Here is a 22,237-nt window from a genome sequence, read left to right on the forward strand (position 1 = left end):
TGCAACCGATCTGATATTGCGCAAACTTTACAATAATATCCAACCCAGCAATAAGCTGCCGGCAAACACCGGCAGCGACCAAAGATGAAACTCGCGCCACAGGCCGGGTTGCTTACTGAGCCTGAGCGCAATTAAATTCGCCAGTGAGCCGATGGCTAAACCAAAACCGCCAACACTGACACCCCAGCTAAGTGCACGCCAGTCGGTAGTGAAATTTTGCAGAAAAATCGCCGCTGGCACGTTGGAAATCAGCTGCGATAACAGTGCCGAACCGATATAACCCCCTTCAGGTAAGGCCATTAGCTGTGCGCCCAGTTGCTGTAGCAGCGGCAGCTGCGCCAGTAACCCAAGGTCGATAAACATCAGCATAAATACCAGCAGTAGCAGCCAGTCAATACCTGTTACCACGCTACGCTTTAGCATCACATAGCCTGCCAGCACGACCAAAGCCGCAACGGGTGCCAGCTGATATTCCATTGCCAGGATAAACAACGGATAACCGGCCAGCGACCAGCTGAATAAATGACGACTGTCAGCACTGCTATTGTGCGCCACGGTAATGGTTAATTGAGTTCGGGTAAAAGCGATGCAACTTAACAGCAGGATCATTAACAGTAAACTGAGCGCTAAAGGCGCCATCACCAGCGTAAATTGCCAGAAGCTGTAACCGGAGGCCTGCCATAGCAACAGGTTTTGTGGGTTACCTATAGCCGTTAAGCTGGAACCGGCATTCACTGCCAGCGCCAGAAAAATAATCAGCCTTCCCACTGGCAAGCCGGTTAACCGCCTAATGCTTAACGTTATAGGCAGCAAAATGAATAGCGCTACATCATTAGTGACCAGCGCCGAAAGCAATGCCGCAAATAGCACCAGCAGTAGCGCTAACTGCCGTTCAGAATGACAGCGCGTTAACAACCACGCCGCAAAGCGGGCTAAATACCCGCTATCTTCCAGTGCCCGGCTCAGTAGCATTAAGCCAGCTAAAGCGGCCACGGTATGCCAGTCGATGAATACAGCTAGACCAAGCAGTTGCGTTGGCTGCAGCCACAATAACGGCGGCAGCAACAGTAGCAGCACCAGTAGCAGATAGTCTTCGGTAACACGGGACAGCAGATGGCGCAGCCGCTGCATGGCTTACTGCAAAAACCGTTGGCTGTCGTCTATGTGGCACTGTTCCACAGGCTGCGGCTGGTTTTCACGATCGACCAGCCAGCACTCTTCGTAGATAGAGCAGTAGCACAACTCTATGCCTATTAAATGATCCTGAGCGTAGTGTTTACTGAAGAAAGCGGTGTTATTGATTTCTACCGGATTAATTTGCTTTTGTGCCGGTAACACCGTAGTACCAATATGCGACTGCACCATACCTTCGTTTTCTAAGCCATATTTGCTAAACAAGGTTTGCCAGGTTGGGATGGTTTCACCGTCATAGGTTACGCGGGCATACTGAATAAGCGCAGGGCCGGTGCCGTTATTAGATACAATGTAGCGAAAAGAACTCTTCGTATCATGACCCCTGGCAAGTTCTATCCGCGGCCATACAGAAGAGCGGGCATAGGCCCGGTCAATAAAAGCCGAGTAAATACTGACAAAAGCGGTAATTAAGCTGACGATCAGTGCCGAGGCAGCAATGATCATTTCCGGGTTTCTAAAACTATAACGTGTTGTCATATCTTAACGTTTTTATTGCATCCTTGTGCCCGCCACTGTAACGCAGGTATGCAGACAGCAACAAGTGCCCGCCGTAAAAACGGCTACCTTAAGTAGCCGCGATAACACCTATCAAATATAGCTTTATTACAAGCCACAGTAGGGGGCTAAGCCTTTATCCGGTACCTGATCAATATGCCGCTGTTCTGATGCGCGCAGCGCTGCAACTTTAGCTTCAACCTCCGCGGTGGTCAGCTCAGCATTTTCGACATGCAGCACCCAATCGATATCCTGTTGATACTGCCGTGACTCTGGCGAGTCAATCGGGCCAACCGAGCCGTCAGCGCCTTTGGGCATAAACCACAGGTTAAAATTCATCGACATCGGTACTTCCGGCGCCACGGCGTTCGTGTGGTCGCCAACTAAGTTACCGTCGACATAATAGCGTACTGCATCGGCGCTTACATTCATCACCAGCGTATGCCAGCCGGCATAATCACCAGGCACGCGGCTGAATTCGTTTACCTTGGTCCAGGGTTCCAACTGGAAGGTTTCCCAGGTTGTGGTCCACATCGCACTGTCGCTGTTCTCACCCCAGCCGCCATTTGGCAGGTATTCAAAATCGACCTCGCTGTAAGATGGGTCAAGTGGCGCAGCCAGCGGGCTGATGGCATAAAACGTCTGGATTACTTCATCACCGTCCGGGCCGTAAGTCGGCTCGTTGCGGAAAAATACCCGCGCAGCATAGGTGCCATACAGGTACTTACGCGCATGGCAAATTTGCGTATGGCGGGTACCTTCACCGGTGCCATCAGTGATGGAACTCATGCGGGCAATGCCGAATTGAGCACCGTCTGGTGCTTCGTGGGTACTAATACCCTCTGCCGACCAGGCTGCACCGGCAATACCCGGATGGCCGGTTTCGGTACGGGCAGTCCAGCCATTAGCAAACAAAGCGTCGGCACTGCCATAGGTAAAGTCATCAAACATCAGAGCTGGTTCGGCAGCGTCTGCTGCCGTCTGTGATGGCACAGCTGTTGTCGTGGCCTGTTCGCAGCCGGTTAGTAATAGCAGTAAAGCTAAAGATGAATAGCGCATAATTCCCCCGTTTTATTGTTTAAAAAACAGCCTACCGGCAAAATGACAACGCTGTCAATTAATAACTTACGGCTTTTTTAAACATTGCATAACGGAATTAGCCAGCGGAAAATTCGATGTTATGCCGGCTATCCAGCAAAACAGTATAGTCGCCCTGCTGCGGCAATTGCTGCCAGCTGGCTAGTGTTAAACGCTGAAATGGCAACATAAAGCGTGAAAGCTGCTCTGGCGTCATGCCCTTGCCACGCTGCTGCCACAGTTGTTGCTCTTGCTGTGCCCGCCAACGGCAAACGCAGTTCCAGTCTGGTGCTTTAAGCCAGATAAGTGGCCGCAGTAACTGCCAGTATTCGGCATAAGGCCCGGCTAGCTGACTATTGACGAACTGTCGCCAACGGCCATCTTTATCTTCGCGTTGTTCCAACTGATTAACCGGCTCTGTCAGCTCCGCTTTAGGTTGCGCCGCCACGCCTAAACACCAGCCTTCGACGATTAACAGATCCAGCCGCTGTGCTGCCAATGCTGCAGCAGGTTCATCCAGCGCTTTGTCAAACTGCGGCAAGGCGACGTTAAACCCGGCTAATACCGCTTTAGCGTCAGCGATAGCGCGGGCAATATCGTGCGTACCCGGCACGCCACGTTGCGCCAGTAACGGATGCACCTGCCCGGCCAGGTGCTGACGCTGAGCCTTACTCAGGTAATAATCATCCAGCGATACCGCGGCAGCCTGAATATCATGCAGTTTCAGCTGTGCGACTAATTCGGCGGCTAAAGTGCTTTTACCACTACCCTGCGCGCCGCTGATACCAACAACAGCCGGTAAACTAAGGTCGGATTGCAGTTTTTCGGTTAACTGGGCTAAGGTTGTCTGATACTGCGCACTGGCACGAAAATCTGTCATGTTGCCATCCTTAAAACAATAATAATGAGTCTACTATGCTAAATGCCGCTGCCAAACCCTTAGTTAAACTGGTAGAACGCTACCTGCCGGACCCTTACGTTTTTGTACTGCTACTGAGCATAGTGGTGTTCTGCGCCGCTATGTTGTTTCAACAACAAAGCCCATTGCAGGTATTGCAGTACTGGGGCGACGGCTTCTGGGGGCTGCTGAGCTTTTCGATGCAAATGCTGCTGGTGCTGGTTACCGGTTTTATGTTGGCCAACACCCCGCTGATAAAAGGTATCCTCGATCGTCTGGCCAAACTGGCCAGCAGTGCCGGGCAGGCAATAGTGCTGGTTACCTTGATTTCGCTTATCGCCAGTTGGCTGAACTGGGGCTTTGGGCTGGTGGTCGGTGCGCTGTTTGCCAAAGCACTGGCGAAAAAAGTAAAAGTGGATTATCGCTTACTGGTGGCAAGCGCCTACTCCGGCTTTGTGGTGTGGCACGGCGGTCTGGCAGGCTCTGTACCATTGACCATTGCCACGCCCAACCATTTCAGCGCCAGCCAGATTGGCGTCATTCCCACCAGCGACACTATCTTTGCCGGCTTTAACTTGCTGTTGGTGGCCATACTGTTTGTCGCAGTGCCACTGGTCAATTATCTGATGTTGCCCAAAGCAGTAGACAGTGTCTATGTCGACCCGGCCAAACTGCGCGATGACGCCCACACAAAAAGCCCGGCAAACCGGCCGGCCGATAAACTGGAAAACAGTGTCGTGTTGGGCCTGCTGGTGGGGCTTGCTGGCCTGGCGTACCTGGTGCAGTATTTTGTTAAAGGCGGCAGCTTAAACCTTAACATCGTGAACTACCTGTTTTTGTTTCTTGCCATAGTGCTGCATGGCACGCCAAGCCGGCTGCTACACAGCCTGCAACAGGCGATCAAAGGTGGTGCTGGCATTGTTATCCAGTTCCCGTTTTATGCCGGCATTATGGCGATCATGGTGCAATCAGGCCTGGCCCAGAGTATGTCGCAGTGGTTTGTCAGCTTTGCCAGTGCAGAATCACTGCCGTTCTGGACCTTTATCAGTGCCGGTATTGTCAATATATTCGTACCCTCCGGCGGTGGTCAGTGGGCTGTGCAGGCACCGGTCATGATACCCGCTGCACTGGAGCTGGGTGCTGATATCAACCGTATCGCTATGGCAGTAGCCTGGGGCGATGCTTGGACTAATCTGATACAACCGTTTTGGGCACTGCCGGTGCTGGCGATTGCCGGTTTAAAAGCCAAAGACATCATGGGCTACTGCCTGCTGCAGTTAGCAGTAACCGGCGTTATTATCAGCCTGGTTTTAAGCTTTAGCTAGATTCGGGTATATGCCTGCTCACCTGGCGGCGCCAACCGCGCCAGGTGGTGCAAGCAAAAAGCTGCATTTATCAGCCAAATGTCACTACAGCGTTTAAATTTATTTACCTCACTGCACTAGGCATACTTTCAGCAGTTTGATGCTACTAATACTATTGATAATGGTTATCATTAATGTATGATCATCGGAACTTTTCCGGAGGTAAGCATGCAGTTAACCATGAATAAATTAAAACTGGCTTTGGCAGTGCAACTGGCCTGTTTGCCAGCCGCCGCCATTGCGGCTGATACGCAGAATAAAGATGAAAAAGAGGTAGAAACCATTACCGTACGTGGTCAATACACCGTTAGTGAAACCATAGATACCGCCACCGGGCTGGGTTTAACGCTGTTGGAAACACCACAATCTGTCAGTGTTCTGACAGAACAACGTATGCGCGACCAGAATATCAACACCGTGCTGGAAACCGTGCAAAATGCCGTTGGTGTATCATCAACTGAGCTGGACAACGTACGAAGCTCCTTTAAATCACGCGGTTTTGAGGTAACAAATTACCAGATCGATGGCGTACCTTTAGCCTGGAGTTTAGCCGGTGATTCTGGCGAAACTGTTGCTGATGTCGCAATTTATGAGCGGGTTGAATTTGTACGTGGTGCCACTGGTTTATTAACAGGCGCTGGCGACCCATCAGCCTCTATAAACCTGGTGCGCAAACATGCAGATAGCAAAGAACTAACCGGTTATGTAAATCTGGCTGCTGGCAGCTGGAGTAAAAAACAGATAACCGCTGACGTTGCCAATAGCCTGAACAGTGATGGCTCAGTGCGGGGCCGCGTTGTTGCCAAATACCTCAATAGCGACTCTTACTGGGATCTGTATGAGGAAAACAGCACTGTTTTATACGGTGTACTGGAAGCGGACATAGCGGAAGCCACTACTCTGCGCGTGGGCGCTAGTTACCAGGACCGTGATCCAAAAGCCGCAACCTGGGGTGCCATACCTGCAGTATTCACCGATGGTACCTATGCTGATTGGGATGTATCTACCACTACCGGTACTGACTGGACAAAGTGGGACACGTCAAACACCAATTATTTCGCCAGCCTTAACCATGGCTTCAGCAATGGCTGGCAGTTGGTGGTTAACTACAACCGCATGGAATATGAAAAAGACAGTAAGCTACTGTACGTATACGGCGCACTGGACAAAGATACCGGTGCGGGTTTAAGCGCACAGCGCTACCGTGCTTATGGTGAAACTACACAAGACAGCTTTGATGCTCAGTTAAAGGGCGACTATCAACTGTTTAACCAACAACACGAGTTTGTTATTGGTGCGATTTCAAGTAAACAGGACATCGCTACCGATTCTTATACACCAATTGGCGGTGACATGAGCGGCGGTTACGACCGCGTAGACATCGATAACTTCTATCAGTGGGGCGGTTTAACCGAGCCAGAATGGGAAACAACCCCGGTACGTGCAGAAGATGTCAGCATTAAACAAACCGGTGTCTATGCTGCCACCCGGTTATCTGCAACTGACGATCTGAAGTTTATTCTGGGTGGTCGGGTATCAAGCTGGGATCGCGAAGGTATCTGGTACGGCGCAGCCGAAGACTATGGTAACAGCGGTGCCTTTGTGCCGTATATTGGTGCCTTGTACGACCTGACCAGCCAGCATCGCCTGTATGCGAGCTATACCGAAATTTTCAAAGCGCAGAATGTGCGTGATACCAGCAACCGCTTGCTGGACCCGGTTGAAGGCAAAAGCTATGAATTGGGCCTGAAAAGCGCTTTCTTCGACGACCGCCTGCATACCACCGTTGCCGTATTCCAGATACAGCAAGACAACCTGGGTGTAGTTGACCCGAATTTCGTACCAACAGCCGAGCAACAAACAGCCTACTACGGAGCTGATGGCACAGAAAGCGAAGGTTTTGAACTGGAAGTGACCGGTGAACCAGTGCAGGGCTGGAATATCAGCGCGGGTTATTCGCAGTTTGAGGCGGAAGACGCTGCAGGTAGCAAAGTAAATACCGACAGCCCGCGCAAGCAGTTTAAGCTGTTTACCACTTATCAGTTTGTTGAGGATCTGCCTGAATTAACTATTGGCGGCGGTATTAACTGGCAAAGCAAAACGTATCTTGAAGGCGGCGGTGCAAGGTTAGAACAAGATTCTTACGCTCTGGTTAATCTGATGGCGCGCTACGATATTGCTGACGATATGAATGTACAGCTAAATGCCGCGAACCTGTTTGATAAAAAGTACTACAACTACATGACTGTTTTTGGCACTGCTTACACTCAGTACCGTTATGGCACCCCACGTAACGTGACGTTGAGCTTTAACTACGCATTCTAACCAACTATATAGCCTGCCTGTTCAAATAGCCGCTTTTTGCGGCTATTTTTTTATCTGACAAGCAATGTTGATAATTATTCTTATTAACATTAATATGGCGGCATGAATTAAGGTACATCGTATTCTTCACAGGCAGCAGCGTCATGGCAAAACTCAGCAATCGTTTTTGGTTTCAGCTACATGGCTGGTTTTCATTGCCAATATGGCTGATTTTCTGTTTTGTCTGTTTAACCGGCACCATCGCCGTATTCAGCCATGAACTGACCTGGCTGACCAACCCGGCGTCTCGTGCGACTAACCCGGATAATTTGCCGGCGAAACCGGCGGCAGAATTGGTTGCCAGGGTGCAGCAGGCCTACCCGACGGCCGACGTTAGTATGGTGATGGCGTTTGAGCCATATCTGGTTAATGCAGTAGCGTTCACGGATCATGACAAGCCTTACGCACTGGCTTATATCAATCAATACACCGGTGAAATTCAGCAGATAAATGAAGGCATTACCTTTATCGGCTTTATGCGCAGCCTGCATGGCTGGCTGTTATTTCCGTGGCCTGGCAGTTACAGCGTGGGCTATTACCTGGTATCGGCAATGGCGCTGGTGATGCTGGGAGCTTTAGTGACCGGCCTCGTTATCTATAAAAACTTCTGGCGCAGCTTTACCCAGCCCAAGGTTCGCTTACATCAGGGCAAGAAAACCATCCTGGCCGACTTACACCGCCTGGCGGGTGTCTGGTCTATCTGGTTTTTAATCGTGATGAGTGCTACCGGCCTGTGGTATCTGGTGCAGGCCGTGATGTGGCATGCTGATATCGATATTGAACCACATGCACCGCTGGTCAGTGCCGAACAATTATCGGCAACCACCCAAACGCCTCCGTTCAGCTTCGCTGATGCGATGGCAAAGACCTTACAGCGCTACCCTGATTTCCGGCCAAGCTACCTGATGCTGCCTGAGCATAACCGCGGTATGTATACCTTAATGGGTGGCGGCGACCATATTTTTTATGACGAGCAGGCCTACACGCTGAGCATTAACCCCTGGACCGGCGATATTGCCCAGGAAAAAACACCGGCTACTATGACAGCGCTGCAAACTGTTATGCATATTGCCGATCCACTGCACTACGGTACTATCGGCGGTATCTGGACTAAAGCTATCTGGTTCCTGTTTGGCCTGATTTTGTCCGGCATGTCAATTACCGGTTTTATGATTTGGGGCAGCCGCACCGTGAAAGCAGTGCGGGAAAGCCGCAAAGCTGCCACACTGACCGAGGTGAATCATGGCGCGCAATAACACCTTCTGGCAACGTCACAAGTACAAACTGAATGGCCTGGTGCTGGTGCTGCCATTCTGGTTTTTGTATCAGTCGCTGACACCCGAGTTCCCGCCCGCCTGGCCGGCACAGCAAGTCGGCGATTTTGAAATTGCCCCTATGCCGCTAAATCTGAAGCCACCCTATGCGCATCATGATGAGTACGTAAAAGACTTTATGCTGATGTTCAGTAAAGGCGATATCGGTACCATTCGTCAGGGCTATCTGAATATCGGCCCGCAAGCATTGCCGCTTAGGCAGCTGCAACAGGGTGAGGAAGGTATATTGCATGGCAGCCGCCACGGCCAGCACGTGCATGCGATTGCCCCGAAAACACTGACCGCCGGTGACAAAGTCTGGTTAACCCTGCAAACCTGGCAGGGCGATACCCTCACCACCAGTTGGGAGCTACCTACCGAGCTGTTAACCCAACACTGATTTTTATCTGATCGTCCCGCCTACACGATGCGTAACCTGTACAAGGCAACACACAAAGAGGACAGGGCGTGACAATTGCAATTATCGGTGCCGGTATCGCAGGCGCAGCCTGTGCTGCCGCACTGACAGAGCAGGGCCAGCAGGTTGTAGTGTTTGATAAAGGTCGCCGTGCCGGTGGCCGTATGAGCAGCAAACGCACCGAGCATGGCTATCTTGATTTAGGCGCGCAGTACTTTACTGCCCGTGACCCGGCGTTTCAAACTCAATGCCAGCAGTGGTTAAGTAGCGGCATAGTCACCCATTGGTACGGCCGCCTGGCGCAAGTCACTGCAGAAGGCCTGCAGGCATCACCGGATGACACGCTACGCTATATCGGCATGCCGTCGATGCAGGCGCCTGTTACCCGCTTACTGGGTAATGTTGACGTTAGCTTAGGCTGCCAGATTGACGATATTCAGTTTGATGGCCAGCACTGGCAGTTACACAGTAATGGCGCTGTTATCGGCCGCTTTAACAAGCTGATACTGGCAATCCCCCAGCAGCAAGCCGCTGCGCTGCTAAACACTGCGTTGCCATCCAACCAGGCGCTAAGCAAAGTTTTCGCTTCGCCTGCGCTATTGCCCTGCTGGGCGGTGAACGTACAACTAGACCAGCCGCTGTGGCCGTTTGATGGTATTTTTTTCAAACAAGACAGCCAGCTCAGCTGGGCGGCCAGACAAGGCTCTAAACCCGGGCGTTGTAACGCCGGCCACTGGTTGCTGCATTTCAGTACTACTTTTTCGCAGCAACAGCTCGAAGCTGACGGCAGCACCATAGCCCTGCATGCCATGCAGGCTTTACAACGCCTGACAGGCCAGCCTGTCACCGGCCAGGTAAGCCACTATCATCGCTGGCGTTTTGCACAGCAAAACCCGGATTATCCGGTACAGGGCGCCGTGTATCTGCCCGAACTGGCACTTGGCATGGCAGGCGACTGGTTAAACGGTGGCCGGGTAGAAAACGCCTGGCTCAGCGGCCGGCAACTGGCCCAGAGCATACTGGCATGACCGCATCAGTACTGATCATCGGCGGCAGCAGCGGCATAGGCGGCGCTTTAGCGAAGCATTACCTTGCCAGCGGCACACAGGTTAGTGTGATCAGCCGCCAGCCTGCGCCTTCGCAGCCACAGCTGACATGGTTGCAGGACACGCCAGAGAGCGAGCATCGCAGTGCCAGTGTGATAGCTGAAGCACTCACCCAACAGCCAGAGATTATTTTTATCTGTAACGGTGTACTGCACGATAAGCACGCCATGCCGGAAAAAACTATCCGCCAGCTCGATATCGACGTTTTAAGTGCACGCTTTGCCAGCAATGTGCAGGTGCCCGCATTGTATCTGAAGTTACTGTTTAACTATTTGTGCAAACATCCGGCAGTAAAACTGCTGGCTCTCAGCGCTAAGGTAGGCAGTATCGGTGATAACGCCCTTGGCGGCTGGTACAGCTACCGCATCAGCAAAGCGGCGCTGAATATGCTTATTAAAAACCTCAGCATTGAAGTAGCCCGGTTAAATAAAACCGCCGCTATTGTAAGTGTGCACCCTGGCACCACCGACACCGCACTATCCGCCCCATTTCAAACCAATCTGCCCGACGGCCAGTTGCAAAGCCCGGCTGCCACCGCCGAACGTTTAGCCAAAGTGGCGCAAGGGCTAACAGCAGAGCAAAGTGGCAGCTTGCTGAATTGGGATGGCAGCGTATTGCCATGGTAAGTCATCGCTAAGCTGACATTTAAACCTTCGGCTGTGCTCTTGCCATTAACGCCACACAATCAATATCCGCAGGCAGAGTGCCGTAATTACTGCAAATGCCCGGTATCAGCCGGGCGCGGATAAAAGCTTCAGCCACCATAGGCTCGCCGTATTGTAATAACACACTGGCCTGTAGTAGCAGCGCCAGCTTATCGACTATGCTGCGGGCGCGGTATTCCAGCCTTGAAGCATCCTGCAAGGCTGTTTGCAGTCGGGCAAAGGCGGCATCGTAATCGTCGCTGCGGCCGGTTACTGCTTGCAGCTCGTTCAGGCAAGCCTGCAAGGCTGCCGGTTCTTTTTGCATGGCACGCAGTACATCCAGGCACTGAATATTGCCCGAACCTTCCCAGATAGCATTAACCGGTGCTTCACGGTATAGCCGTGGCAGAATGTTTTCTTCAACGTAGCCAACGCCACCCAGGCATTCCATGGCTTCATAGCAAAACTGTGGCGCACGTTTGCAAATCCAGTATTTGCCTATAGCCGTGGCCAGGCGGACAAAATGCTGTTCGCTGACCACGCTTTGGTTATCCAGCGCATAAGCCACCCGTAAACTCAACGCTGTTGCGGCTTCGCTATCCAGCGTCAAATCAGCCAGCACATTTTGCATCAACACTTGCTGCTGCAGCGGTTTACCAAAGGCGCTGCGCCCGGCAGTGTGATGTAACGCCTGTGCTAACGCCGCACGCATTAAACCGGCAGAGCCGAGCATGCAGTCAAAGCGGGTTAACGACACCATATCAATAATGGTGCGCACGCCCCGACCTTCATCACCGATACGCCAGGCAAAGGCACCGCGAAATTCTACCTCTGATGATGCATTAGAGCAGTTGCCCAGCTTGTCCTTTAAGCGCTGAATATAAAACTGGTTTTTACTGCCATCGGGGCGCCAGCGCGGTAATAAAAAGCAGCTTAAGCCGGTGTCGGTTTGTGCCAAGGTTAAAAAGCCATCGCACATCGGCGCCGAGCAGAACCACTTATGCCCCACCAGTTCATACTCGTCAGCCGATAGCGGATAGGCGCGAGTGGTATTGGCACGCACATCCGATCCACCTTGTTTTTCGGTCATCGCCATGCCAATAGTCAGGCCAGCCTTGGCAAAATAGGGTTTATTAGCCGGGTCATACCCGGGGGTTAATACCTTGCCCAGCCAGTCTGCTGCACCCGGCGGGGCCTGCTGTAGCACCGGCACGGCAGCATAAGTCATTGTTAGCGGACAACCCGAACCGGCATCGGCTTGCATATGCTGATACACCAGTGCTGCACGGGCAACCTGAGCGCCAGCACCGGGTTTTAGCCAGGGCGCTGCGGGCAGGCCATAAGTGATCGCTGTTTGCATCAGCTGATGATAGGCTGGGTGAAATCGCACTTCGTCAATGCGGTTGCCAAAGCGGTCATGGCTGTGAAATTCGGGCTTGTATTTATTCGCTAAAAAACCGGCCTCGGCCAGAGTGCCACCACATAAGTCACCATAACTGGCAAGATCAGCGCTGTTCGTCACGCCAAAACGGCTGCTCCAGTACTGCAGTGTGCCGTCGCTGTGCCAGGTATTAAACGGCAGCAAAGATGCAGGTTGGTTTAGCACCTGATGTGTCTCGGCCTGTGCGCTGTATGGCGTTGCTGCTGGGGTTTTATCTGACATTGGGCGCCTCCTGCTGCTGTAATAGCAGTGAAGCATGGCACCGGGCAGAACTCAAGTGCAGGGCATTGCTATAAAATTTTTACGCATAAGCGTAACAGCAAATCACTGCGTTAAATTGCTAAGGGCACAGCAATGTATTAGCCTGATGGCCGGTTAAACTTCGAATCAGGACTGCGGCATGGGCATTACTGCCATCATTTTTGCATTGGATGTGCTGTTAACCGCCGGCTGTGTTTATCTGGCCAGCCGCCTGGCCTGGGTAAAGGCCGGCTTAAACGTGTTACTGCCGATTGTGTTTGTGGTATCGCTTATTTCTCTTATCCCCACTTACGGCTGGTTGCTGGGTATAGTGGCATATATTTACCTGTTAGTACGGGCTACCAGCGCCGATTTTAAAGATGCGGTTTGTATTGTCATCTTTACCAAACTGCTATCGGCACTGGTACTGTTGTTTTTATCTCAGGCAGGTGTTCTGAGTATTACGGTGTAATCTGCAGGCCCGCAAACATTGCAAACCCTATCTGTTCAATTTTTAACCGCCGCTGAGCTATACTTACTTTTTCTCACCGGCGTTGTCGGTACCCATGCCAGGCCGGCTCTTTGTGAACAGGAGCATAGTTATGGCTGCGGCAAAACGCATTATTATTTGTTGTGACGGAACCTGGAACGAACCAGACGAAATTCCTACCAATGTCACCAAGTTGGTCAGGGCGATAACACCCCAAAGCCCGGAAGGTATACATCAGGTGGTGTTTTATGATCAGGGTGTCGGCACCGGTGGCAGTATTGATAAATTTATCGGCGGCGCTTTTGGCAGCGGGCTGGAAAAAAATGTACTCGATTGCTACCGCTTTCTGATCCACAACTATCAGCTGGGCGATGAAATATACACCTTTGGTTTCAGCCGCGGCGCCTATACCGCCCGAGCCTTTATTGGCCTTATTCACGCCGTTGGCCTGCTGGAAAAAAGCACGCTGGATAAGCTAAAACAAGCCTACAAATTCTACCGCACTGAACCCGACAAAAGGCCGGAAGGCCATTACGACGATAACTACCGGCCGGAGATCCGTATGGTAGGCGTGTTTGATACGGTAGGTGCCTTGGGTGCACCCACACCGCTGCTGGGCAAGTTTACCCGTAACCGGGTTGGCTTTTTTAATACCCGTATCTGTGCTCAGGTAAAATATGCTTACCATGCACTGGCACTGGATGAACGCCGTGCGCCGTTCCAACCTGATTTATGGACCGGTTCGCTGCAGGAAGATCAGTACATGGAGCAATGCTGGTTTGCCGGTGCACATTCTGATATTGGCGGCGGTTATGCCGAATGTGGTTTATCTGATATCGCGTTGCAATGGATGGTCGATAAAGCCATGGCGCTGGGGCTGGAATTTAATCAGCGCTACCTCGATATCCTTTACCAACCCGATTTACATATGCAGCCGCATGACTCCTATTCTTACGGTTACAGGTTGCTGGAAAAAATCGGCTCAGGCGAATCCGTGCGGCGTATTTACGGCGACCCGGCCGACCCGCCAATTAATGTCAGTATTCACGACAGCGTGTATCAGCGCGTGGCGGCAGGCAAGTACCGGCCACAAAACCCCGATTTTCCGCCGGCCGATAAATGGACAGACCGGCGCAGTAAAATCCGCTCGTTGGCCACCGACAGCCCACTGGCCCAGCTGACACTGAAAGAGTTTGCGGCGCAGTGCCAGCTGCTGGACTTCAGCGCCGGCAGCGGTGCCCGCATTCAGTACAACGGGGAGTTAAATGCTGGCGACAATATCAGTATCGAGTGCGAACGGATTGGTAAAAACACCGCTCTCTGTGTCTGGAAAAAAGGCAACCAGTACGGGTTACTGTTTAACAACCAAATGCTCGATAGTTAACATCAAGGTTTTATCTGCGCCGGAACAGCCTGGCGCAGATAGTCGCCAGCACTGCAGTGAGCAGCGCCAATACCCCCAGATGAGCCAATACACTGTTGCCCTGATCCTGAGCAATCACTTTTAGCCCCAACTGCGACAGATGAAAACTGGGCCACAGCCAGGCCAGTTGCTGCAGCCAGCCCGGAAATAAAAATAGCGGCAGCCATAAGCCGGATAAAAACGCCATTGGCAGATAAATCAGGTTTACCACACCGGGCGCAGCTTTGTCAGATAAGCTCAGCCCCAATAACAACCCCAGCAAGGCAAAAGGTACGGAACCGGCCAACATCACAGCAGCAAGCAACAGCCACTGGGTGCTATGCAGCCTGACGTCACCGAACATCGTAGCAGCGCTGAACAGCAAGATCAGAATACAGATTGAAAACACCAGACTGGTGCTGAGCTTGCCCATTAGATAGGCACTAAACGGCATCGGCAACAGTTGTTTCAACGTGAGCCAGCCGTGGGCACGGTCGCTGGCAATGCCGGCAGCAAAATTAAACATCGCCGGCCCCATAATGCCAAAGCAGCTGTAGGTTACCAGCAGGTAGTCGGCACCGGCTCCGGCGCGAAAAAATACGCCAAAAAACAGGTAGAACATCAATGGAAACGCCAGCGCCGGCAGTACAAAACCCGGCGTGCGCATAATACTGAGTAAATCGTAGCGGGCTTCTTTGTAGTACAAATTCATGCTGCTCATGCGGCCTCCTTCTTCGCCGTTAGTTGCAAAAATGCCTGCTCCAGCGCTACCGCTTTCACTTCTAATGCGCTGACGCTGGCATCGGCCTGTAATAACGCCAGTACAGTTTGTTCTGCGGCCTGGCTTACCAGGCAAACATGTTGTTGCTGCCGTTCCAGCTGCAACACGGCTGGCAGGGCTCTAAGTTGCTGATCAGTCAGCGCCGTGGTGCAATAAATGCGTTTGCCGCTAATTTGTGCGGTCAGCTCAGCCGGGCTGCCCAGCGCAATAATCCGGCCCTGCTGCAACACAGCAATACGATCGGCCAGTTGCTCAGCTTCCTCCAGATAATGCGTGGTCAGCACTACGCTGACACCACCGGCTTTTAGCTGACGGATTTGCTGCCACAGCGCATGACGCGCCTGCACATCCATGCCCAGTGTCGGCTCATCCAGAAACAGCAAGTCTGGCTTGCCGGCCAGTGCCAGCGCAAACAGCAGCCGTTGTTTCTGGCCGCCGGACAAACTGCTGAAGCGGCTATTGGCCTGGCTACCGAGCCCGGCGATATCCAGCAGCTCAGCCACGGTTCTGCGGTTACGGTAATAACTACTGAATAAATCGCATTGCTCGCGCACGGTCAGGTTTGCGCTGGCGGCACCTATCTGCATCATTACGCCCAGCCGCTGGCGCAGCGCGGTACTGCGTTTCGTGCCACGCTGTAACTGGCCAAACAAGCTGATTTCGCCGCTATCAATAGCGATAAGACCTAAAATGGCCGATATCAGGGTGGTTTTGCCGGCGCCGTTTGGCCCCAGTATTGCCAGCACTTCTCCCGGCGCCATCTGCAGGCTAGCCCCCTGCAAGGCCGCTTTACTGTGGTAGCTTTTGTGCAAATTACTAATCTGCAGCACAGCCTGGGGTTGTGATTGCATCATGCCCTCCTTACCCTTGCTGCTTAGCCAGAAACTGCTGAATTTGCTGGTTAAGCCAAGCTGGCGCATCGGCCATAATAAAATGCTTAGAATCACGGGCGAAGGCAAAGCTATGGTATTGCGCTGGTGCGTTGGCCAGCTGGCTTTCATAACCGGCTTGCACCTGTTCTGGCGTGGAATAGGGAGCGCCATGCTGCAATGCGCCAAGCGTTAGTACAGGTACGCGGATATGACTGAGCTTTGGCCGTAAATCAGCCTGCATCAGTTCGCCCATGACCCGGCCGCTGGTCATGCCGTCTGAGCGGTACATATCGGCAACAATGCGTTGCTGCCAGTTTTCGTCGCTGGCCATGCTTTTGGCCATCGCCATAGGGTCGAAACCACCCTGCGGCTGACTATTATTGCCGCTACTCTGGCTGCTACCACTGGCGGCAAACAAGGCTCCCAGTGCCGGTAAACCATCCACATTAATAGCCGCGCCGATTTGTTCAGGCGCTTCAGCGGCTAATGCCAGTGCCAGATAACCGCCTAATGAATGCCCAATCACTACCGGCTTATTCAGCTTTTGCTCGCTGATGTAGCGCAGAATGGCTTGCTGTTGTGTGGCCAGATAGCCCTCACCCCAGCTTTGCATCGGTATCGGTTTTACCCCGGCAAAACCGGCCAGCGTAAAAATATGCAACTGATAATCTGCTTTTAACGCGTCTACCGTGCTTTGCCAAACCTCGCCGGACGACGCCACGCCCGGAATTAACAACACCGCCGGGCCCTGGCCAACCACCGTAACGTCGAAGCAGGCGCAGGCCTGTTGTGGCGCCGGTGCTGTTACTTCGGCTTGTGCGGCAACGCTGTTCAGGCTAAGTAAGGTACTGCTTAAACCCAACGCCAGTACCAAAGTGCGTAAAGTGCTGTTTAACTGTGTCATAAGTAATTCCCCGTTGATTGTGTGTGCTGTTGATGGGGCCAGTTTAGGCTGATGGGGCTGACAACACAGCTCACGCTTGTCACCTGTTTGCCATGACAAATGCCACGATAAAACATGACCTTTGTCACTGGCACTGCACAGTCGCTTTTTACTACACTGAGCACCTGCCCGAAGCGGGCAAGCAGCAGGATAACGCGATGGCACCCTTGACGAAGCTGGACAGTAAACTCAGCTGGGTTTATCTGATAAACCTTATTTTCTATATTATTCCGCTATTTACCGTACGGTTTGCGCTGTGGCAGTACATCAGTATGGCGGCGGCCTTGCTGCTGTTTCTGCTGTGTTATTTCCAGGCTTATCGCTGCAATCGCCGCGACATACACTGGCCGATAGTCGGCATAGTACTGGTAGCCGCGCTGATCACGCCGGTAAACCCCGGCTCTGTCTCTATGTTTGCTTATGCCGGTTTTTTTATTGGTTTTGCTTACACTCTGCGGCTTTATGTACTGTTAATGACGCTGCTGCTGGCGGTACTGGTATTGTTAGAGCTTACCCTGACTATTCACTGGAATCTGTTTTTGCTTATGGGTGTGCCAATAGTGTTGGCAGTCAGTTTTCTGGGCCGCGCCGAGCAGGCAAAATTGCGCCATCGTATGGCAGAGCAACAAAGTGAAGATGAAATTAAACAGCTGGCCACCATGGTAGAACGCGAGCGTATTGCGCGCGACATGCACGATATTCTTGGCCATACGCTGTCCTGCATTATTTTAAAGGCTGATTTAACTGAAAAACTGCTGGCTCGCCAGCACACACAAGCAGCACAGCAGCAGCTGACGGAGTTAAGCCAGATAGCCCGCGACGCGTTAAGCCAGGTGCGGCAAAGTGTGTCGGGTTACAAACACCAGGGGCTGGCAACAGAGGTTGCCAGATTGCTCAGCCGCTTGCGCGATGCCGGTTTTCGCGCTGTGTTGCAAGGAGACGTGCCGCAGTTAGATGCCCGGCGCGAAACAGCGCTGATCCTGGCGCTGACCGAATTGGTGACCAATGTGATCCGTCACAGCAAAGGCGACAGCTGCAGCCTGAGCTTTTTGCAGCAGGGCGATGAATTTACAGTTTGTCTGAGCGATAACGGCCAAACCAGTGACATTAAAGAAGGCAACGGCATCAGCGGCCTGCGTGAGCGTTTAGCCGCCATTGGTGGCACACTGGCGATGCAACAACAAGATGGCGTAACGGCCCGTATCCAATTTCCGCTACAGGAGCACGCATGAATATTTTACTGGCAGAAGATCAGGCGATGATCCGTACAGCCCTGGCCAGCTTGCTGCAACTGGAGGCTGATTTTACGGTAACTGAAGCAGCTGATGGCACAGCGGCACTGCAACTGTTAAAACAACAACGCTTTGACCTGCTGCTAAGCGATATTGAAATGCCCGGCCACAGCGGCATTGAACTGGCGCAGTATATTCAGCAACACAAATTGGCGACCAAATTGGTGATTATTACTACCTTTGGCCGCGCAGGCTATGTGAAACGGGCAATGGATGCAGGCGTGGGTGGTTTTTTACTAAAAGATGCACCGGTAGATCAGCTGGTACAGGCGATACATCAGGTCGTGGCCGGTAAGCGCGTGATCGACAGTGAACTGCTGTTAAATTCGCTGGGCGAGCAAGACCCGCTCAGTGACAAAGAGCGTCAGGCACTGCGGCTGGCTGCCGACGGCCAGAGTACCAGCGAGATTGCTGCTGCGCTTTATATTGCCGAAGGTACAGCGCGTAACTATCTGTCAGAAGCCATTAGCAAACTAAGCGCTGCCAACCGCATCGACGCCGCCCGTATCGCCCGGCAAAAAGGCTGGTTGTAATCCTACGCCTCCCTTGTGAACTAAACGGCTTACCCTAAACCAACCGTTGGAGCCCTGGACGGGCGGACAAATGTGTCTGGAACACATTTGAACATCGAAGATGGCCCGCAGGGTGAATTGCTGGAAGCAATTCATAAACGAGCCCCCAAGGATGGGTTTACGGCGTGTTGGTGTGGGTAAACCGGTTAGTGCTACAGCGAATACTTTACAGCCGCTTAGTTTTTCAGCCAAACTAAACCGCTCACTGCCACTTCGGATGCTGTAATGGATTTTCGCAATAAGATCAAAGCTGACCGCGTGCTGCAAAGCAGCCGCACGGACTTACAAAGTGCACTGGAAAGCGACCGCGGCCGCATCATTAACTCTGCTGCAGTGCGCCGCTTACAGCAAAAAACCCAGGTCTTTCCGCTGGAGCGCAACGCCGCTGTGCGCAGCCGCCTGACCCACTCACTGGAAGTGCAGCAAACCGGCCGTTTTATCGTGCAGTCGGTGTTTCGAGCCCTCAGCCCGGAAAAGCTGGAGCAATATGGGCTTACTGAGCTGGAACGGCCGGCAGAGTCACTGGTAGAAATGGCTTGCCTGCTGCACGATGTCGGCAACCCGCCTTTTGGCCACAGTGGCGAAGCCGCCATTAACGACTGGTTTAGCCGCGAGCTGCCGTTGCTTAGTAAACACCATAACTTAGAAGACAATAACCACTGGCAAACACTCTGTAAGGAACTGGCGCAATTTGAAGGCAATGCCCAGGCCATCCGGTTGGTATACAGCCTGCAACGGATGAACCTGACCTACTCGCAGCTGGCCTGCATTTTAAAATACACCCGGCTGGCCAGCGCTGCGAAGCCAGATAAAACCGACCCACTGAGCTACCTGCAAAAGAAACCCGGCTACTATGCAACTGAGCAGGCAGTGGTAGAAAGACTGTGGCAGGAGCTGGGTACCGAGCCGGGTTGCCGCCACCCGCTGACCTACATTATGGAAGCGGCAGATGATATCTCTTACTGCCTGGCCGATATTGAAGATGCCGTGGAAAAGGGCTTGCTCAGCCTGAGCCAACTGGCTGATGAGCTCAATAAAGCCTTTACTGCACTGGAACCGCAGCAGCGGCTGATTGCTACCCATAACGGTGCCAGCGCCAGCTTTTCAGTGCTGATAAAAGCCGCGCTGGACAAAGCGCAAGAAGAACCGATTAACACGACCTCAGCGTTCTTTATTAAACTGCGTGTCGATATGATCCACCCACTGGTGCGCCATGCCGCACAGCAGTTTATCGATAATATCGCCGCCGTTTATTCTGGCCAGCTAAACCGCGCTCTGCTTGAAGACAACAGCCAGTACCATGCCATTACCAGCAGCTTTAAACAGGTCGCCCGGCAATTTGTGTTTAACCAAAGCGAGGTAGAAACGCTGGAGCTGCAGGGTTTTCGTATTATTGCCGGCCTGTTTGACAGCTACCGGCCACTGCTGTATTTATCGCAAGCCGATTTTACCACACTGTTGCGCAGTGACGGTTATCACTGGCCGCAACAGCAACGGCTGGTGCACCGGCTACCTAACAAGCATTTGGCCGCGTATCAGCTGGCAGTGGCGGATCTGGCTACTGACGACAGCGCGCTGGAGCTGTATTATCGGTGCCGCCTGCTGCAGGACTTTATCAGCGGTATGACCGACCATTTTGCCTTTGATGAGTATCAAACGCTGGTACAATGCCAGCAGTAATACATTTAATATCAGGATCTTATATGACAGCCAAACAGCACCCACTCAGCAATTACGTGACGCATAACAGCCCGTTGGTGTTTGGTTGTATGGCCCTTGGCGGTGGTTGGAATGACAATCCGGTCAGTGCCGGTGATATCGCCAGTTGCCACCAGGCCATTGATACTGCGCTGGAGGCTGGTATCTGTGTGTTTGACCATGCCGATATTTATGCCCGAGGCAAAGCCGAGCAGGTGTTTGGTAAGGTGCTGCAACAACGGCCAGAACTGCGCGGTTTAATGACACTGCAGTCTAAATGTGGTATTCGCTTCGCCTCCGATACGGCGCCGCAGCGCTATGATTTTTCTGCGCAGTGGATAGCACAGTCGGTTGATGGCATTTTAGCCCGGCTGCAAATTGAGCAGCTGGATGTGCTGATGCTGCACCGGCCAGACCCACTGATGCAACCTGAAGAAGTGGCAGGGGTGTTTAGCCAGTTGCAGCAAGCCGGCAAGGTAAAGCAGTTTGGCGTGTCGAATATGCAGCAACATCAGATGGCACTGCTGCAGGATGCGCTGAGTATGCCGTTAGTGGTTAACCAACTGGAATTAAGCTTAAGCCATCTGGCCTGGCTGGATGAAGGCACTACAGCCGGTTGCAGTGGTGAAACCCTGGTGAACTTCGGCAGCGGTACTCTCGAATACTGCCGCCGGAATAACGTGCAGCTGCAAGCCTGGGGCAGTTTAAGCCAGGGCCTGTTCAGCGGCAAAGATGTCAGCAGTGAAGCGGCGCATATTGCTAAAACAGCAGAGCTGGTTAAGCAACTGGCTGCAGAATATCAGGTTAGCCGTGAAGCGATCGTGCTGGGCTTTCTTATGCGCCATCCGGCGCAGATCCAGCCGGTCATAGGCACAACCAATATTGAGCGCATCAAAGCCTGTGCGCAGGCCACGCAGATACACCTTAGCCGTGAACACTGGTATGCGCTGTATTTATCCGCCCGTGGTAAAGCCCTGCCTTAATTCAGGCAAATGCACCTGACCACAGCTGACTGATGGCTTGCGTCAGCTCAGCATTAAAATCACGCTGCAGGCTTTGTAACTCAGGTTCCTGCTGCAGTAACGCCTGCACCGCAGGCGGATACTGCAGCGTTTGCCAAAGCCCCAATGTCAGTGCATAGCTGCGCAGCAATAAATCAGCTGACTGTTCTGCCGATACCACTTTAACCTTAGCTGCCAGCAACTGACCAAGCTGCGTCAGGGCGCCAGCCAACATCTGCTTAAACTGCTTCAGCACCGGCAAAGCCAACTTATGCTCCAGCACGGCATTAAGCATAGCCGCCAACGGCAGCAGCGCTGGTAATTGTTGCAGCTGCTGGCAGTAAGCGGTAGCAAACCGGGTTGCCGCTTTGTCCGGCGCCGCAGGTAAAGCAGAAATAATGTCGTGGAGTGCGCTGAACAAGGTGGCGAACTCCGCCTGCAACAGCGCAATAAAGATTTCCTCTTTACTGCGAAAATAGCGGTACACGGTGCCTTTGGCCAAACCGGTATCAGCAGCGATATCCGCTACGGCCGGCAGACGCCGCTGCTGTAAAAACAGGCGCTGCGCAGCAATAATAAAATCCTGACGCCGCTGCAGTTTAGCGGCGTCTGTCATCGCATTTTGTTTCATT

General features: G+C 52.6%; 21 protein-coding genes. 12 read left to right on the forward strand and 9 right to left on the reverse strand.

Annotated elements, in window-relative coordinates; translation table 11 throughout:
- Positions 1-27 precede the first annotated feature (27 nt).
- The 4 genes from AC5SV9_RS10080 to AC5SV9_RS10095 all read right to left on the reverse strand — a co-directional run bounded on the left by AC5SV9_RS10080 (position 28) and on the right by AC5SV9_RS10095 (position 3,646).
- Positions 28-1,131, reverse strand: coding sequence for an SLC13 family permease (locus tag AC5SV9_RS10080; protein ID WP_475152128.1), 1,104 nt, complete (start codon positions 1,129-1,131; stop codon positions 28-30).
- A 3-nt stretch (positions 1,132-1,134) separates the two neighbouring features.
- Positions 1,135-1,671: a hypothetical protein gene (locus AC5SV9_RS10085; protein ID WP_475152131.1), complete on the reverse strand. Its 537-nt coding sequence runs from the start codon at positions 1,669-1,671 to the stop codon at positions 1,135-1,137.
- 126 nt (positions 1,672-1,797) lie between these two features.
- Positions 1,798-2,748 (reverse strand): glycoside hydrolase family 16 protein, encoded by a 951-nt coding sequence (locus tag AC5SV9_RS10090; protein ID WP_475152134.1) that lies wholly within the window; start codon positions 2,746-2,748, stop codon positions 1,798-1,800.
- A gap of 97 nt (positions 2,749-2,845) precedes the next feature.
- A complete protein-coding gene (locus tag AC5SV9_RS10095) occupies positions 2,846-3,646 on the reverse strand; it encodes a kinase (RefSeq protein ID WP_475152136.1) in 801 nt (266 codons plus the stop codon).
- Between the two features lie 35 nt (positions 3,647-3,681).
- Between AC5SV9_RS10095 and AC5SV9_RS10100 the strand changes: the two genes are divergently transcribed.
- From AC5SV9_RS10100 to AC5SV9_RS10125, 6 genes are all read left to right on the forward strand, one after another.
- On the forward strand, positions 3,682-4,989 hold the full coding sequence (locus AC5SV9_RS10100) for a short-chain fatty acid transporter (RefSeq protein WP_475152137.1): 1,308 nt from the start codon (positions 3,682-3,684) through the stop codon (positions 4,987-4,989).
- 207 nt (positions 4,990-5,196) lie between these two features.
- Positions 5,197-7,353, forward strand: coding sequence for a TonB-dependent siderophore receptor (locus AC5SV9_RS10105; protein ID WP_475152140.1), 2,157 nt, complete (start codon positions 5,197-5,199; stop codon positions 7,351-7,353).
- Positions 7,354-7,496: 143 nt separating this feature from the next.
- A complete protein-coding gene (locus AC5SV9_RS10110; protein ID WP_475152141.1) occupies positions 7,497-8,648 on the forward strand; it encodes a PepSY-associated TM helix domain-containing protein in 1,152 nt (383 codons plus the stop codon).
- The gene (locus tag AC5SV9_RS10115; protein WP_475152142.1) at positions 8,635-9,105 is read left to right on the forward strand and encodes a PA2404 family protein; all 471 of its coding nucleotides are present in this window, start codon (positions 8,635-8,637) and stop codon (positions 9,103-9,105) included. Before AC5SV9_RS10110 ends, AC5SV9_RS10115 begins: the two co-directional genes overlap by 14 nt.
- Positions 9,106-9,173: 68 nt before the next feature.
- Complete coding sequence (locus AC5SV9_RS10120; RefSeq protein WP_475152144.1) at positions 9,174-10,151, forward strand: NAD(P)/FAD-dependent oxidoreductase; 978 nt, start codon at positions 9,174-9,176, stop codon at positions 10,149-10,151.
- The gene (locus AC5SV9_RS10125) at positions 10,148-10,855 is read left to right on the forward strand and encodes an SDR family NAD(P)-dependent oxidoreductase (protein WP_475152146.1); all 708 of its coding nucleotides are present in this window, start codon (positions 10,148-10,150) and stop codon (positions 10,853-10,855) included. Before AC5SV9_RS10120 ends, AC5SV9_RS10125 begins: the two co-directional genes overlap by 4 nt.
- Before the next feature lie 19 nt (positions 10,856-10,874).
- Here the strand turns inward: AC5SV9_RS10125 and AC5SV9_RS10130 are convergent, their stop codons facing one another.
- Entirely contained in the window at positions 10,875-12,536 is a 1,662-nt protein-coding gene (locus AC5SV9_RS10130; protein WP_475152147.1) for an isovaleryl-CoA dehydrogenase, read from the reverse strand.
- Between the two features lie 178 nt (positions 12,537-12,714).
- Between AC5SV9_RS10130 and AC5SV9_RS10135 the strand changes: the two genes are divergently transcribed.
- Entirely contained in the window at positions 12,715-13,026 is a 312-nt protein-coding gene (locus AC5SV9_RS10135) for a hypothetical protein (protein WP_475152148.1), read from the forward strand.
- A 130-nt stretch (positions 13,027-13,156) separates the two neighbouring features.
- Positions 13,157-14,428 carry a T6SS phospholipase effector Tle1-like catalytic domain-containing protein gene (locus tag AC5SV9_RS10140; protein ID WP_475152150.1) on the forward strand — a complete coding sequence of 424 codons (1,272 nt, stop codon included), beginning with the start codon at positions 13,157-13,159 and terminating at the stop codon, positions 14,426-14,428.
- Positions 14,429-14,438: 10 nt separating this feature from the next.
- Here AC5SV9_RS10140 and AC5SV9_RS10145 read toward each other — a convergent pair whose 3' ends face one another.
- The 3 genes from AC5SV9_RS10145 to AC5SV9_RS10155 are packed head-to-tail and all read right to left on the reverse strand — an operon-like array spanning position 14,439 to position 17,003.
- The gene (locus AC5SV9_RS10145) at positions 14,439-15,167 is read right to left on the reverse strand and encodes an ABC transporter permease (protein WP_475152152.1); all 729 of its coding nucleotides are present in this window, start codon (positions 15,165-15,167) and stop codon (positions 14,439-14,441) included.
- Complete coding sequence (locus AC5SV9_RS10150; protein WP_475152154.1) at positions 15,164-16,081, reverse strand: ABC transporter ATP-binding protein; 918 nt, start codon at positions 16,079-16,081, stop codon at positions 15,164-15,166. Before AC5SV9_RS10150 ends, AC5SV9_RS10145 begins: the two co-directional genes overlap by 4 nt.
- Before the next feature lie 7 nt (positions 16,082-16,088).
- The gene (locus AC5SV9_RS10155; protein WP_475152156.1) at positions 16,089-17,003 is read right to left on the reverse strand and encodes an alpha/beta fold hydrolase; all 915 of its coding nucleotides are present in this window, start codon (positions 17,001-17,003) and stop codon (positions 16,089-16,091) included.
- A gap of 197 nt (positions 17,004-17,200) precedes the next feature.
- Here AC5SV9_RS10155 and AC5SV9_RS10160 point away from each other — a divergent pair, with 197 nt between their 5' ends.
- From AC5SV9_RS10160 to AC5SV9_RS10175, 4 genes are all read left to right on the forward strand, one after another.
- Positions 17,201-18,274 (forward strand): sensor histidine kinase, encoded by a 1,074-nt coding sequence (locus AC5SV9_RS10160; RefSeq protein ID WP_475152159.1) that lies wholly within the window; start codon positions 17,201-17,203, stop codon positions 18,272-18,274.
- Positions 18,271-18,867, forward strand: coding sequence for a response regulator (locus AC5SV9_RS10165; RefSeq protein WP_475152160.1), 597 nt, complete (start codon positions 18,271-18,273; stop codon positions 18,865-18,867). Before AC5SV9_RS10160 ends, AC5SV9_RS10165 begins: the two co-directional genes overlap by 4 nt.
- A gap of 264 nt (positions 18,868-19,131) precedes the next feature.
- On the forward strand, positions 19,132-20,586 hold the full coding sequence (dgt, locus tag AC5SV9_RS10170; protein ID WP_475152161.1) for a dGTPase: 1,455 nt from the start codon (positions 19,132-19,134) through the stop codon (positions 20,584-20,586).
- Positions 20,587-20,609: 23 nt separating this feature from the next.
- Entirely contained in the window at positions 20,610-21,587 is a 978-nt protein-coding gene (locus AC5SV9_RS10175; RefSeq protein ID WP_475152164.1) for an aldo/keto reductase, read from the forward strand.
- 1 nt (position 21,588) lies between these two features.
- On the opposite strand, the gene AC5SV9_RS10180 is transcribed toward AC5SV9_RS10175, so the two are convergent.
- Positions 21,589-22,236: a TetR/AcrR family transcriptional regulator gene (locus tag AC5SV9_RS10180; protein ID WP_475152165.1), complete on the reverse strand. Its 648-nt coding sequence runs from the start codon at positions 22,234-22,236 to the stop codon at positions 21,589-21,591.
- Position 22,237 lies beyond the last annotated feature (1 nt).

The organism is Rheinheimera sp. ATLC3 (genome assembly GCF_059429535.1).

Coding starts and splice junctions, on each gene's coding strand:
- AC5SV9_RS10080 (WP_475152128.1), bottom strand. CDS start 1,131: ATGCAGCGGCTGCGCCATCTGCTGTCCCGTGTTACCGAAGACTATCTG.
- AC5SV9_RS10085 (WP_475152131.1), bottom strand. CDS start 1,671: ATGACAACACGTTATAGTTTTAGAAACCCGGAAATGATCATTGCTGCC.
- AC5SV9_RS10090 (WP_475152134.1), bottom strand. CDS start 2,748: ATGCGCTATTCATCTTTAGCTTTACTGCTATTACTAACCGGCTGCGAA.
- AC5SV9_RS10095 (WP_475152136.1), bottom strand. CDS start 3,646: ATGACAGATTTTCGTGCCAGTGCGCAGTATCAGACAACCTTAGCCCAG.
- AC5SV9_RS10100 (WP_475152137.1), top strand. CDS start 3,682: ATGCTAAATGCCGCTGCCAAACCCTTAGTTAAACTGGTAGAACGCTAC.
- AC5SV9_RS10105 (WP_475152140.1), top strand. CDS start 5,197: ATGCAGTTAACCATGAATAAATTAAAACTGGCTTTGGCAGTGCAACTG.
- AC5SV9_RS10110 (WP_475152141.1), top strand. CDS start 7,497: ATGGCAAAACTCAGCAATCGTTTTTGGTTTCAGCTACATGGCTGGTTT.
- AC5SV9_RS10115 (WP_475152142.1), top strand. CDS start 8,635: ATGGCGCGCAATAACACCTTCTGGCAACGTCACAAGTACAAACTGAAT.
- AC5SV9_RS10125 (WP_475152146.1), top strand. CDS start 10,148: ATGACCGCATCAGTACTGATCATCGGCGGCAGCAGCGGCATAGGCGGC.
- AC5SV9_RS10130 (WP_475152147.1), bottom strand. CDS start 12,536: ATGTCAGATAAAACCCCAGCAGCAACGCCATACAGCGCACAGGCCGAG.
- AC5SV9_RS10135 (WP_475152148.1), top strand. CDS start 12,715: ATGGGCATTACTGCCATCATTTTTGCATTGGATGTGCTGTTAACCGCC.
- AC5SV9_RS10140 (WP_475152150.1), top strand. CDS start 13,157: ATGGCTGCGGCAAAACGCATTATTATTTGTTGTGACGGAACCTGGAAC.
- AC5SV9_RS10145 (WP_475152152.1), bottom strand. CDS start 15,167: ATGAGCAGCATGAATTTGTACTACAAAGAAGCCCGCTACGATTTACTC.
- AC5SV9_RS10150 (WP_475152154.1), bottom strand. CDS start 16,081: ATGATGCAATCACAACCCCAGGCTGTGCTGCAGATTAGTAATTTGCAC.
- AC5SV9_RS10155 (WP_475152156.1), bottom strand. CDS start 17,003: ATGACACAGTTAAACAGCACTTTACGCACTTTGGTACTGGCGTTGGGT.
- AC5SV9_RS10160 (WP_475152159.1), top strand. CDS start 17,201: ATGGCACCCTTGACGAAGCTGGACAGTAAACTCAGCTGGGTTTATCTG.
- AC5SV9_RS10165 (WP_475152160.1), top strand. CDS start 18,271: ATGAATATTTTACTGGCAGAAGATCAGGCGATGATCCGTACAGCCCTG.
- dgt (WP_475152161.1), top strand. CDS start 19,132: ATGGATTTTCGCAATAAGATCAAAGCTGACCGCGTGCTGCAAAGCAGC.
- AC5SV9_RS10175 (WP_475152164.1), top strand. CDS start 20,610: ATGACAGCCAAACAGCACCCACTCAGCAATTACGTGACGCATAACAGC.
- AC5SV9_RS10180 (WP_475152165.1), bottom strand. CDS start 22,236: ATGAAACAAAATGCGATGACAGACGCCGCTAAACTGCAGCGGCGTCAG.